Source organism: Halobellus captivus, assembly GCF_003697845.1.
Taxonomy (GTDB): Archaea; Halobacteriota; Halobacteria; order Halobacteriales; family Haloferacaceae; genus Halorubrum; species Halorubrum glutamatedens.
Map to the genome: position 1 here is coordinate 25583 of NZ_RDQE01000007.1, position 14378 is coordinate 39960.

The window sequence follows — 14378 nt, forward strand, 5'->3', positions numbered from 1 at the left end:
TGACCCATGTTTGCCGGTGTGAGTAGGCTCCTTTCGAATAGTTCTAGGGCACTTCTATTCGTTGTAACTACGAAAAAAGACGCTTGATTCGACTAACGACACTTCCGTCATCGGATTGCTCTCCAGAATCATCAGCATCCTGTTTATTGGCCTCGACGGAAGTCCTCTTTTTATCCGGCGCTGGCGAGTCAGATGTCTGGGTATCACCTCTGCTTGACGGCTCCTCTGTCTCGTCTGTGTTCTCTGAGCCTTCCTGGGACGTTTCGCTGCCCCGGTGCGTGCTCGTCTCGCTCGTCGTTTCTGTTGGTGTACTGGAGTCGTCAGCTGCATCAGACGCAGTACGGTATTGAGCTACCTTACGGAGCAGTTCTTGGAGTTCGTCCGGTCGGTTACGGTAGACCGGGAACAGCCACCATGTCCGTTGCAGTGCCTTTGGTGTGAGGGACTCATTCGTGCGGAGTAGTGTCATTGCTGTTTCCCAGTCAGATTCAACGACAGTATCGTGGTCGAAATCAACGGTATCGAGTAGTGTTTGCACCGCTGATGACGTTAGCCCCTCGACGATCTCATCCATCCGAACCGACCCTTGAACGGTTTCGATTTCAAGATCATCAAGTAGATCCTGCGCCCACAGTTCGTTTCCGCGGGCCTCAGCACGAGCGAGCAACGCCTCGTCGACGTTCGCCTCGTCGATCGTCGGCTGTTGCCCGATCTTTTCACCGAGTTCACGCACCCAGTGCCGCTGCTGGACGTACTGCTTGTCGTCTAACCCTGCGAGGTGATCGTCGCCTTCGGGCACAGCGACGAAGTGATGGAAGTGTGGCTCCTGATCGCCGTGGCGGCGGAGTACTCGACCCATCCGCTGAACGAGTTGCAGTTTCGTCTTGGTTCCCGAGACGTTAATCCCGACTTCTGCATCCGGAACGTCAATCCCTTCGTCGAGAAGTTTTGGCGCGATGAGGACACCGTGATCAGCCGCTGAGAACTGCTCGATCCGGCGATTAACCATCCGGTCCTTCTTGTTACTAGAGGCGGCGATTTTGCTGTGTACCACGAACACGTTCTCTGTCGCGTCGGCCAACTCCTCACCAAGTTGCTCTGCGGTTTCGATGTCCATAGCGAACATCACCAACTTGACTCCGTCATCGACGCCGGTGAGGTACTCACGAGCCAGCGTTACTGCACCTTCTATTTTCGGCTGTGACCGGTGCCGGATCCAGTTGCGACTCTGAATCGCCGCTTGGAGCTGCCCCCATGAGTCCGGCACGTCGTTGAGTTCGAGTTCTGCCGCCCGGTGTGCGCGGATGAAATCACCGAGGTCCTCAAGCTGGGTGAACGGCACACTCAGCTGGCGGAGCAGTTTCGTTGTCGTGTCGTCGTGTTTGAGTGCTCGGAACTGATTCGTGATGGACTCAGTCGCCTGTTCCCACTCCTCGCGCTCATACGGATCCAACCCAATCGGATGAACAGTCCACTCGAAATCCGGGATCACTCCATCACGTTGAGCGTCCTGCAGATCATACGTATAGACCACTGGCGCGAGGATCTCTTCAAGCCGGTCCCGCTTCGGGTCTGTTTGCTCCCCGATCGTCGCCGATAACCCCATCGCACGGTCGTAATTCGGCCGGCGTATCGCCTCGCCGTACCCACCGTCAAGATTCGAATAGTGATGTACCTCATCATAAATCACGAGATCGTATTGATCGGCCAAATCACGGTCGTAGCGCGGGAGCAGCGACTGAGCGGTGTAAAACTCCACTGTCGCCGTCGAAAACGACAACCTGTCCGGGCGTCCGCTACCGCTGCCTGCCCGAGTCGTCAATCCAAGCCTGTCTCGGATTTCTCGCTCCCACTGACTGAGGATCGCGTTCGAATGCGCGACGATCATAATCTCCGCATCGTCAGTCTGCGGGGTCTGCTCAGGGTTCTCCGGCACGTCACCGCACAGGTTAGCGATCGCTGCGATGCCAGCAACCGTCTTCCCCGTCGCCGTCGCCATCTCAAGGATGCCCTCGCCGTCGCTCGCAAGCCAGTGGTCAAGCCCTTCCCGCTGATTCTCCCAGAGAGACACCATCAGCACAGGTCGGGTCAGTAACGCACGGGCGTCCGCTTTGTCAAGCTCCTTGAACGCAGTAGTCTGAGCCAGCAACGTTTCGAGCAGGTCCGTCTCGGTCGTCACTGACTGCTGGGCTGCCGTTGCGAACAACTCAAGCAAATACAGCCCGCTGCCACGACTAATATGAGACACGTCCAGATCAGACGGATCGTACCGCTCCTGTCGTAGCCGTTTTAAGAGCACGCGTTCCGCTGGACGTGAAATCGTCGTGCCGTCCGGAGACCCACCTGCCGACAACTGCTGATTCAAACTGATGATCGCCTTCCGGAACTCGTGGAACTGATCTTCTCGGGTTTCAATCGGTGTCGTATCGATAAGCCCTGCAACGCGCTCAGATACGAAGCTCCCAAAGAGTTCACCGTAGTACCCCCCGAGAAAGGACCACTCATTCGGGCCGATCGGGCCTTGGTACCGTGACAGAAGCGCCTTATTGACGATCTCCTCATCAAGTATCGCAAGCTGCTCAATAGTGGGGCGGTCTGCAAGGAAATCATCGCGGTATGCGGTAAATGACCAGTACTCAGGATCCCCAAATCGTCGCACTACGAATAGTCTTGGACGGTGTCATATATGTGTGATGGTGCGTCTCACTCTCACGATCGCACAGTTCGTTGAAGCCTCTGACTAGAACAGCATCGCTACGAGAGACGGTTACACACTCATACAGAGTGTTGAGTCGTACTGACCCCATCAGCAGCGAACGTCAACTCCGTCACGAATGACTCGTGATCACGGTATGGCTCACTAATCCGTATAGCTGGTCCGGTGTAGAGTACTGGCGTCCCGTCTCTCGCTTGGAATGAATATCCGTTATCAAAATCATCGTCTTTCGGTCGATGCTCATCCCCGATCAATACACAATCGAACGAGACTCCGGACCGGCTAAGCAACTGATCCAGATCAATATCAGCAGTCGACCGATCTCGGTACGGTGTGACGCCGTCATGGAGACAGAGCACGTTCGGCTCGGGTGACGACGACCCGAACTGTATATCGGATGGCTTCCATCCCAGAGGCTTGAACTTCGCAACGTCGTCGATTCCAGTATTGCCCGCTGGAATTCCATACGCGTCAAGCGGCCCGCCAGCAACCGGCGTCGGACTCGTCGAGAGTTCCACGAGAGTACCCTTTCTAACCTGCTGTTGTAACCACGCGATCCCATTCTCCGAATTCGTGTGTTGCGGTGCGTATGAATCTCGGTCGTGTGAGCCTATGATACAGTAGACCGGGATCCCTACCTTGGATAATAGCTCCAACCTCGCCGCAGCGCTGTCGAGAGTTTCCTGGTCAACCTCGTGATCGACAATATCGCCCGTATGAATAACCGCTTCAACATCCTGCTCAATCGCAATCGTCACGATTCGTGTGAACGCCTCGGTACTCGACACCTCACTGATCCACGACACCGTCTTGCCGCGCCCCGTCACCGCCCGATTCTCATATCCAAGGTGCGTATCACTCACAAACAGCACCGTTACCGCATCGCCCCCTGATCCCTGTCCTGTATTCTCCCGAGCACGGCGAACACGGGCCGGATCAAGCAATACATCGACACCATCACCCGGCCGATCTGCCGCCGGCTCAGCCGGGAACTCCGCCAATAGTGAAATAGCTCGATCAACTTCGTTCGTCGAGACGTGTACCGGGAGCACCTCTCCAGACTCCGGTGCAACCGGGATCACCGCACCGGACGGAACATACTGTCGATCTTGTGGCCGTGGCTCCGCCACCGTGATTGCTAAAAAATCCGTAATCCGTGACCCATCACCATATCGGCGGACGTACTCTTTCCGCTTCTTATGGTTCCGCTTATTCTGCTGTTCCCCATAACACGATGCTTCTTCAGCCAACAGCTCTCCATCGTACAAGACTGATTTCACCGCTCGCTTCCACTCCAACTCCGTCTCCTCAGGCAGCGAGCTATAGAGAACCGAAAGACCGTCATACAACTCCACCAACTCGTTCTCAGCACCCATCGTACTCGACAACTCCCTGCCGTGCGGTGATATTTGTTCCGTACCGAGTCTGATACTACTACGTGCTCCAAGAGTTGAGGCGCTGGTTCTAAGCCATCCCGACTTGAGGATGTACATATGACCTCACACGATCTCGTCGAGGTGTTTACCTCAACACGGCAGAATCTCCGCGAGGCGGAACTGGAAGATGACTTCTTTCTAGATCTTATCGGGTCCCGGTTATTGATCGAACGCGTTGGTGAATCGAATAATCGAGGATGGTGGGACTCACGCGTCCTCTCAGAAACTGGCCGAGCAAGACTGGAAGAAGTGACTCCTAAAACCCGGCTGCAGTCTCAGATCAACCTTGCAATGAAGGTCGGTCGGAAAGCAGAATCGGATGTGCTCCCTGCGGATTCTATCTCGCTGTTTTCGTTCGGTCCAAAGCTCGAAGCACAACTCGGAGCTGCCATCGAAGACCTCAAAGCTTCCGATGAGCCGTTATTGACTGACCTTGAGGGTCTCTCTGTCCAGTCTCTAGAGACCGGTTGGGCGGACCCGATTATTGAACAGATGGCATCGAATATCTCCGTCTCTTCCATCTCACTCCAGGATCCAGGAAGTGGTTCTTATCGCATCAGCGAAGAGGGATACGACCAGTCCGAGATTGAGGCAGAGAAATGGCGACTGCTGGCCACTCTACTGCGTGGCTACGGCCAAAATACGGAACGGCTACACGTCCCGTATTACCCACTCAACTCGGAACTTAAATCGGAAAGCGCGTGAGGAGTCCCTATGAGCAACGAGCACCTGGAACCTGAAGACGAAGACAACGACGATCAAGCCACGAGTCTTGACCCAAAAATCGCCCATCACAGCACCTACATCGACGAGACCAAGCGAATCCTACAGGCATACACCGACTGTGAATCGTACGATGAACTGGAGCGGATGGTAGTCGAAGACAACATCCTGAACAAAAACACCGACGAGTACCGAACGAACATTCTCCGCGAAGTAACCCGTAGACACATCCCGAGTAAAGAAGACTACACCGAGACCCCGCTAATGCGGGTACTTTCAGCTGACGTTCGGAGTGATGTAGCCGAATGGTGTCTCTACTACGAGTTCGCCCAAGACCCATTCATCCGCCTCATCACGATCGAATTCCTCTATCCCGAGTTCCAGCGCGGCACTCTCTCTATCCAGGCCGAAGACATCGTCACGTTCATCAAATCCATCAAGGACGACTATGCTGACCTTCGTGACCGGTCCGACTCGACGATCAATGAGGCAGCAACGAAGTATCTCACTTCACTCAGAAACTTTGGCCTGTTAGAAGGTAGACAGCGAAAGGAATTCGCAGTCACCTACATTCCTGACGAAACGATCGCGTACGTCGTGTATCGTCTCTTCGACGACGAGGCTGCATCCGCATCGGACGTGATCGAACACGATGACTGGAAACTATTCTTGATGGATGAATCCGAAGTCCAGCGCCGAATCCGCGATATTTCGCCACAGTACATTAACTATGAGAAACGCGGATCGACAGAACGATTGAGAATGAAATACGAGACGGTAGACAAGTTGATCGATGCTTTCTGACTTTCAGACACGACTCGAAGAAGTCGAACGGCTCGTTCGAGAGGATAGAGAGGACGTCGGAAAGCGAGCGGGAGTTCCATTCATCGTGTTCACGTACGACCCCGCCGATGAAATCGAAGTCGATGAGGAAATTCGGAGTCTCATCGAGAAGCTGGAGTACCACGACCAAACGGTTGCCGCAATCGATATGCGTGACCTCGTCTTCAGCGTGCTTGAAGAGCGAGGCATCCTCGACAACGTAATCGACCTTGAACGGCGAGATCGTGAACAGCTGCTCAGCGGATTGAAATCCTCACTACTCGACGACGGCGAAATGGGACAACTGGCATCGGCTATTGCCACGCAGGCTGAAGACGCAGACACCGTTATCGTGTATCGAATGGGTATCCTGTACCCGTTCGCTAGTGCCTCGACTCTGATGGGGCAGTTGGAGACGAACACACCGGATGAGACCCCGATCGTGTTTTGCTATCCGGCGACCGTTGATGACAAGAGTTTAAGATTCCTCGATGAATCTGAGGGAACATATTACCGCGCGAAGGTGATCGGACATGAGTGACACTACTTCTACCTACCAAATCAACGAGATCTTCTACCGGCCGATTAATCGGAAGATCGACCGGGTCGTCAAAGTCGATAACGATGACCCGAGCGTCGTCAAGAAAGAACTCGAAGAGTACATCCTCACACCGCAACTCGAACGGCACTTCTCGGACGCCCTAGAGGCCGTCATCGACACGGAACACGCCCAAACAGAGGACGTTGGGATGTGGGTTTCCGGGTTCTTCGGATCCGGCAAAAGCCACTTCATGAAGATCCTCGGTCACGTCCTGGAAAACCGGGAGTTCGGGGATACCTATGCCGCGGAGATGTTCCGCGATCGGATCGAGGGCAACGAGATGCTCGACGGAGCCGTCTCATCGGTCACGAACAAATTCGATTCCGAGGTGTTGATGTTCCAGATCGGCGCGAAGGCCGATGCATCTGGAAGCGAATCCATCACCGAGATCATTCACCGTGAATTCAACACGTCCCGCGGGTACGCTTCTATGCCCTGGGTCGCCCAGATGGAACAGGAACTCGAATCACGAGGCGTGTACGATGACTTCGTCGCTACCATCGAGTCAAACACCGGGAAAGACTGGACAGAGGCTCGGAAGGATGCGATGTTTGTGCGGTCGGATATGGAGACCGCGCTGGTAGAGGCGACGGATGAGTTTGACGACGAAGACGACGCAGCCCGTGCGATCGATGACGTTCAGAACAACGTTCTGATCAACGCTTCGACTCTCGCGGAAGACATCGTCGAGTACGTCGAACAGCAGGAACGCGAAACGGGGAACAACTCCCGATACTTCGTCTTCATCGACGAAATCTCCCAGTTCATCGGGGATGACGGACAGCTCCTCTTAGAACTCCAGAGTATCGTCGAGGAGTTCGGCCAGAAAGGCAAGGGGAAGGTGTACCTCGGAGTCACATCCCAAGAACAGCTCCAGCAGCTCATCCCCGGTGTGCTCGAAAAAGAGGCCGAAGAATCGAAAGTCATCGATCGATTCCCGCACCGGTTCGACCTCACGTCCGAAAACCTCGACAAGGTCGTCCGTGACCGTGTTCTCAGCAAGAAAGGCGACGCCAGGGAAGCCATCGGGAGTTTGTACGATCAGCACGAAGGCATCCTTTCCGCCAGGTACAAGCTCGATTCCGGTCAGAGTCTAAAACCGATCACGAGAGAGAACTTCATCGATTGCTACCCGTTCCTTCCGTACCAGCTCGACATACTCCCGGAAATGTTCAAAGCGCTGGGTAAAGGCTCGGATGACCAACTCGCGGGCAGCGAGCGAACGCTCATCGATGTCACACAGAGTGTGCTGAAAGACGAGGCCCATCTCTACGACGACGAGCTCGGGGCACTCGTCACGCTCGATATGATCTTCGACGAGATCAGCAACGACATCCCGAGCAACGATGTCAAATCCATCCGGGAAGCCACACCAAAGAACGCCGATCCAGAAATCGCCAGCCGCGTTCTCAAGTCACTCTATCTACTCCAACAACTCCCCTGGATCCCGAACACCGCCGACAACATTGCAACCTCTCTCCAGACGGAGCTCGGCCCCACGAAGCAGTTAGAAAGCGACGTACACGACACGCTCGATGCACTCGTCGAAGCCGGGCTCGTCGGGCGAAGCGAAGAGGGATACCGGTTCCTTCGGGAGACCGAGCGCGAACTCGAAAACGAAATCAAAAGCATCGAGGTCGGCCCCGGCGACATCCGTCGCTCCTCGAAACGCTTCCTGAACGACATCCTCGACGAAACATCACGCGTCAACTACCAAGGGAAAACGTTCCAGCTGAATCTGAGCATCGACGGAGAAACCATCACGTCGAACGGACACGTCGATCTCAAAACCTATTCACCGATCCACCAGCGGTACGAAGATCTCGACCCGGATGGGCTGAAGACACAGAGTTTCAGTGAAGACGATACGCTGTACTGGATTGCCGACGACGAGAAGCAACACAGCATCTACGAGAAGCTGAAATCGATCTACCAGATCAACACCGTCGTCAAGTCAAAACGAGGGAACGAACTCAGCCAAGAGGAACAGGAAGCCCTCGGGCAGAAACAGGAAGATCTCCAACGTCTCCGGAACGAGGTCGAACGCGAGTTCAAACGGAGCTTCCAGCGCGGCACACTCATCTACAACGGAGACACCGAGGAATTCGACACGACAAGCACTTCACTTAGCTCGCTCGTGTCGCGGAAGACGAACAACGCCATCCCGAAAGTCTTCTCCAGCTTCAAACACGGATCAGCGACCGTCAAAGACCGCCACATTGAGAAGATATTCGGTGATCTCCAAGGCTCGTCGAACCCATCCGTGTTCTCGGACCTCGGCGTCGTCCAGGACGGCGATCTCATCGCAGAGGCCCGCATCGCTTCCGAAGTCGAAGATGAAATCCAGCGACGCGAGAAGGCCGGAGAGTCCCGCTCTGGAAGCGATCTGATCGACCACTTTGCCGAACCGCCGTACGGGTGGAGCCGGGAAGTCGTTCGCCTCGCCGCTGCCGTGCTCTTTAGAAACGGATCCGTCATTCCGACGCACAAGGAGCGAACGTACGAGACATATTCTGAGGACGGAGCACAGGAGCTGTTCACGCAGGTCACGAAGTTCAAGTCCACGTCGTTCGACGAGCGGGAGACCGTCGATGTCGAAACGCGAACTGATGCGAAGCAGCTCCTTGACCGGCTCTTCGACCGGAAGGTCAAATCGACCGACCAGGCCGTCGACGAAGGAATTAGAGAGGCAGCCAACGAGTGGGTTTCAACCACGAGCACACTCCTCTCGCAACTCCAGCGGGTCGACTTCCCGCTGGCAGACGACATAGAGCAATTCCAGACACGATTAAACAACCTGCTGCAACAGCCCACGTCGGCCAAGCGCATCAAACAGTTCGTCGATTTCGAAGACGAACTCGAAGACCTCACGAAAACCGCGAAGGATGTGGCCGAATTCTGCGGTGAGACCGGCGGCCAGAACCGGCTGGAGACCTACGAAACTATCCAGCGATTCATCACGACTGAGTGGGAGTCTCTCGTCGACGAGGCCGATGACCACGCTGGGCTCGTCGACATCAGCGACGAAGCGCGTGAAGCTGCTCGACGTGTTGCTGATACGTTAGACACGGAAGGTGTCATCAGCCAGTGGAACAATGTCAAGACTGACTACCGAACTGCCGCCGAAGCCTTCACGACCACGTACGAATCCCTGTACGAGAAACGCCACGAGACATACACAGAGTCCATCGAAACTGTCCGGGCATATGCTGGGTCCGACATCGAAGAAACCGATCTCAACGCCGCTCTATCCGATCTGACGGAACGGCAGGGAGAAGGAACAGTAGACCTGGACATTACCGATGAAGAGCACATCAACCCGACGCCGTCACTCCCACGACTCATTGAGCATATCCAAACCGTCGATGCGTACGAGGACGCTGCGAAAACCCAGATCGACGACTTAGAAGACGATGAAGAAGACGGCACGGTTCGAGAGAGTGTAGACATCGACTCCATCTTCGGATCTATCGTCGTCACTGATCCGGACGACATCGACCAACCAATCTCCGAGCTCCGGGCAGAAGTCGAGGAACTACTCGATCAGGATGACGACGTAGAGATCCGCTTCCGATAGCTCATACACCGGTATTCGAGATTTTCAGACTGATTTGGATCCCAGTTGGAACCTCTGAAATCGGCACTCCCACAATTATAAGAGACGCCGACTGCTTTTCCGTGGTATGTCACCGCGGGTGGGAATCACGACACCGCACGCCGTCACCCCATCCGTTTCACAGCGGCGTGCCATCCTCTAATATCCATGTCCACAACCCACGGTCAACCCGGTCTCTCGTCGGATCAACGATCAACAATCCGAAGCACGATCCTCAGTACACGCCACGCACTTGAAGACGAACTTCGCCGCCAACTCGAAAAATACGGCATCTACGAAGACAAGAGACTCCCGCTGGAGAACCTGACACACCTCTCCGTTGAAGAGATCGAAACTCGACGAACACTGAATGCAGCAATCGAACGCGAACTCGAATCCACCGAAGGCGACCTAAAGCGGTCAATCACCAACTACGTCCGGGAAGCGACGAAGACCTACCTCAATCGATTTGTTGCGCTGAAAACCATCGAGGTTCGCGGTATCATTGAGGAAACCATCACCGAGCGACCGGAGTACGGCAACCGGTCGTACATACACCACACGGTCGCCGAAATCGCAGGCGAGCTAACCAACGCACCTGACGATGGCTTCGGTACCGCACTCGAACTTGCGTACCAAGAAATCGGCGCAGAGATTCGGATGATTTTCGAGGAATCCGAACACACCGTCATCGACCTCGATCCACAGGTGCGTGAAGAAGTTCTCGACAAACTGGATGCCATCGAAAACGAGGCTTGGGAGAGTGACGAGGCTTTAGGTTGGGTCTACCAATACTTCGGAGAAGAAGAACGCGAGGAGATCGACGAGCGTGTCGATGAAGAGAACTACAAGATTGCAGGAACAGACATCGCCACGAAGACCCAGCTGTTCACACCGCGCTATATCGTTGAGTGGATGGTCGACAATTCGCTTGGACGGCTGTGGCTCGAAATGCAAGGCGAGAGAACTAGTATTAACGATGAGGACAAGTGCTTCTATCTTGCTCCGCTTGAAGACTCGCTGACTGACCGCGAGACGAAATCGGTCAAAGAGATCACCGTACTTGACCCGGCTTGCGGAAGTGGTCATATGCTGTTCTATGCTTTCGACGTTCTCTACCAGATGTATCTAGAAGAGAGTGAAATCGCGGAGAAGTACATCCCACGTGAGATTCTCCGGAACAATCTCTATGGTGTCGATATTGATTCGGGAGCTGCGCAAATCGCTGCCCTATCCCTCTATCTAAAGGCAAAAGATCAATCGCCGGATGTCGAGATTCCACAGTTGAACATCGTTTCAGCAGATGCAGTGTTAATTAACGGCGAACGGAAAAAAGAGATACTTGAACGCTCGGGGTCGGAATTGGAGAGGGAAATCTTAGAGCAGATCTGGAATAGCTTCGGTGACATCCGTGAGTTAGGCAGTTTGGTTCAGGTCGAAGACCGCATTGATGAGGTTCTCGACGAATACCGAGAAGAATTCGAGGCAACCGGCCAAGCACAATTCACGAGCGGTGGTGGGCTGACCTCTCAATCGACATTCGTTGCAGGCGGTGAGGAAGAGTCTTGGGACGAAATCAAGTCCCGGCTAATGCAGAGCGTACAGAACCTCGCTAGTGAAGCGCTCGAACATAATGACCCAATTGAGGAGATGTTTGCTGCCGAGGTTGGGAAAACAGTAGAACTACTCGATGTTCTGATGGGAGAATACGATACGGTCGTCAGCAATCCGCCGTATCTACAGAGTAAAAAGATGGGCGAGACGCTCAAGGACTACATCAGAGATCATTACGTGGGGAAATATGATGTCTATGGTGCTTTCATCGAGCGCTGTCTTTCCTTCTCGTCCGAGGATGGCCACGTTAGTATGGTTACTCCAGAGAATTTTATGTTCCTCTACTACTTCCGTGGACTGCGAAAGAAGCTTCTAAATGAGAGTTACTTCATAGAGGCTGCTCACCTTTCCAGATACGGTTTCGAACAACAGAAAGACGCATACACCATTCCCTTCGTGCTTAGAGGATCAGTTCCCTCAGAAGGAGAGTCGTCTCGGTTCTATAGGATGACACATGAGCAAGAGCACTACAAGAACTACGAGCGTAAAATTGCAGGCTTGCGGGAGATCGCTGAATCCCTTCGCTCTGGAGAGGAACATAACGACGTGTATGTCTTCTCTCAAAGCAGAATCGATGATATTGGTAGGCGGCCATTCCTGTATTGGTTCGGCGAAGAGACGCTGAGTTTGTTTTCTGAATATCCAAGTGTCGATGATATTGGCGAAGTGAAACAAGGGCTCTCTACCGGCGACGATGATCAATTCGTTCGGAAGTGGTGGGAGGTGCCAATAGAAGAGATTGGTGATCGATACAAGCGGTTCCAGAAGAGTGGAACAGACTCCGAGTACTACGATTACGCTGAAGACTACGTAGACTGGGGAGACTCAGGGAAAGATCTGCGTGATGCGGGAGCGAACCTTCGAAACGAAGACTTCTATTTTGAGGAAGGTGTCACCTTCAGAGCATTCGGGAATCATTTCGTCGGGCGCAAACAACCAGCAGATTCTATCTTCTCGCACAAGTCCCACGCAGTCTTCTCAGATGAACTCTCAGATAAACTTCTCTTAGCAAATCTCAATTCGACTCTGCACAGGTTCATTGGGAACGGACTCAATCCTGGCTTGAGCTTCGAGGTAGGCGACGCAAAGCGATTCCCGGTGAAAACGGATTACGACTATCAGTCAGACATAGAGGAGCTGGTTTCTACTGGCATCCAAGAGCGAGAAGAGCTCTCTCAATTGACAGAGACTAGCGCAGACTTCGACGGTGAGGAACTCATAACGCTGCTTGAATCGAGTTCAACCGATCTACAGTATGCTGAAGAGGTTAGCAAGGCTCGCATCCTTACTGTCCATGGGATTTCTGACACTCTCCTCTTCGATGAATATGAGATCTCCTCTGGGACGCAAGAGCAGATGTACGCCAATCTCCCAAAGAACACGTCTGAATACCCTGTGGACCGTAATGTTCACGTTGAGTATCCAGAGTTCTTGAACCAGTATCTGGAAGTAGTTGACCTGGAAGACAAAAAGCTTGATTCAGCAATCGAGACTCTCCGATCATTGGACGATGTAACGCTCCGCGAAGCAGCAGAAGCAACTGAGCTCTCCCCGTTAACTGTGGCTCAACTTCGATACGACTACGACCTCTATACTGACGATGAGCAATCAAGGGCCGCAGGTCGAGTGGTTTCACTAATCGTGGGGTCGTTGTTTGGCCGTTGGGAATCTGGCACCGATATTCCTACACTCGATGATGAGATACTCGCTTTTGACCACTCGACTACCTCAGTCACAAACCTGTTCTCGAAGGCTCTCAACGAACTATTTCAGGATTCAGCGCAGGCAGAACGCACACTTGAATCCGCTTTGGGAGATCACCCCGTTAATTGGCTTCGAGAGAATTTCTTCCGGTATCATCATGTCGATGAGTACAAACCGCGAGGTGAGCGGAGCCCTATCTACTGGCAACTCGAAAGTCCCAATGGCGGATTTAGTTGCTTCATCTATTACCACGATATAGACGCGAACACCCTTGCGAAGCTCCGTGGCCAGTATCTCGATCCACGGATTGACGTACTCGAAAACGAGCTCGAAACACTTAACGCTCAAACTAGCGGTGAGAATCCGGATAAAGAGCTTCTGAAAAGAAAGGAAGATGTCCAAAATGAGCTTGATGACATCAGAGAATTCCGCAATATCATCGACGAGATGATTGACGATGGCGTTACCGTCGATGTGGAAGATGGCATTTGGGAGAACATCAAGAAATGGGATCAGTACGAAGTTCTCGAAACTGGACTGCCCAAGCTGAAATCCAGCTACACAAGATAAACGGACGACAAGCCTAAATAAAAATAACAAAGTAATGACGGAATTATTCTTGGCCCCAGCATCCAGAAGGGATGACGCGTTTGAAATCTTTCACAGAACGGTCCTCAATGGCATAGAACGAGCAACCTATTCCAATTACTCAGACAGCAACTGGGGAGACTATGCCAGCATATGGGGGCTCACGTCGTCTTTTGAATCCTCGTGGCAGAACGTACATAGGGGAGACTGGATTTTATTCTATACCGATTCGGACCAATATGAGTATGCTGCGAAAGTAGCTGAAAAAGAACATAACCCGCCCCTCGGTGATGCAATTCGCACTGATCTATTAAATGTGAAAGGTAACGGCGACCGGGATTGGGACTTCCTACTGGTATTAGAAAACCCAGTTTCAGTATCGATCTCTGGCCATAAATTGGCTGACCTACTCGATTATGGCAACTACTATCCGGTCAGGTTCATTCGGGTAACGGAAAGCCGAATGGAGCATCTTAGGGAAGAATACAACTCTGTGAACGAATTCATTCAGAAGATAAGAACGGACACCACATAGCCCAGTCTGAGGTTCTACCAAGTCGATCATAACCGTCAAACCAT

General features: G+C 53.2%; 8 protein-coding genes. 6 read left to right on the forward strand and 2 right to left on the reverse strand.

Going from position 1 to position 14378, the window contains the following annotated elements:
- Window positions 1–67: 67 nt before the first annotated feature.
- Together EAO78_RS09370 and EAO78_RS18430 are read right to left on the reverse strand one after the other, a co-directional pair.
- The gene (locus EAO78_RS09370) at window positions 68–2659 is read right to left on the reverse strand and encodes a DEAD/DEAH box helicase (RefSeq protein ID WP_122105586.1); all 2592 of its coding nucleotides are present in this window, start codon (window positions 2657–2659) and stop codon (window positions 68–70) included.
- A 116-nt stretch (window positions 2660–2775) separates the two neighbouring features.
- The gene (locus EAO78_RS18430) at window positions 2776–4092 is read right to left on the reverse strand and encodes a metallophosphoesterase family protein (protein WP_238987656.1); all 1317 of its coding nucleotides are present in this window, start codon (window positions 4090–4092) and stop codon (window positions 2776–2778) included.
- Between the two features lie 117 nt (window positions 4093–4209).
- Between EAO78_RS18430 and EAO78_RS09380 the strand changes: the two genes are divergently transcribed.
- The 6 genes from EAO78_RS09380 (at window position 4210) to EAO78_RS17705 (ending at window position 14334) form a co-directional block, all read left to right on the forward strand.
- Complete coding sequence (locus EAO78_RS09380) at window positions 4210–4857, forward strand: BrxE family protein (protein ID WP_122105588.1); 648 nt, start codon at window positions 4210–4212, stop codon at window positions 4855–4857.
- A 9-nt stretch (window positions 4858–4866) separates the two neighbouring features.
- Window positions 4867–5679, forward strand: a complete 813-nt coding sequence (locus tag EAO78_RS09385) for a BrxA family protein (protein WP_122105589.1) — start codon at window positions 4867–4869, stop codon at window positions 5677–5679.
- A complete protein-coding gene (locus EAO78_RS09390; RefSeq protein ID WP_122105590.1) occupies window positions 5669–6238 on the forward strand; it encodes a BREX protein BrxB domain-containing protein in 570 nt (189 codons plus the stop codon). Before EAO78_RS09385 ends, EAO78_RS09390 begins: the two co-directional genes overlap by 11 nt.
- The gene (gene brxC, locus EAO78_RS09395; RefSeq protein WP_122105591.1) at window positions 6231–9875 is read left to right on the forward strand and encodes a BREX system P-loop protein BrxC; all 3645 of its coding nucleotides are present in this window, start codon (window positions 6231–6233) and stop codon (window positions 9873–9875) included. The genes EAO78_RS09390 and brxC overlap by 8 nt, the downstream gene beginning before the upstream one ends.
- A 186-nt stretch (window positions 9876–10061) precedes the next feature.
- On the forward strand, window positions 10062–13781 hold the full coding sequence (pglX, locus tag EAO78_RS09400; protein ID WP_122105592.1) for a BREX-1 system adenine-specific DNA-methyltransferase PglX: 3720 nt from the start codon (window positions 10062–10064) through the stop codon (window positions 13779–13781).
- Window positions 13782–13815: 34 nt separating this feature from the next.
- Entirely contained in the window at window positions 13816–14334 is a 519-nt protein-coding gene (locus EAO78_RS17705; RefSeq protein ID WP_136516500.1) for a hypothetical protein, read from the forward strand.
- Window positions 14335–14378: the final 44 nt, after the last annotated feature.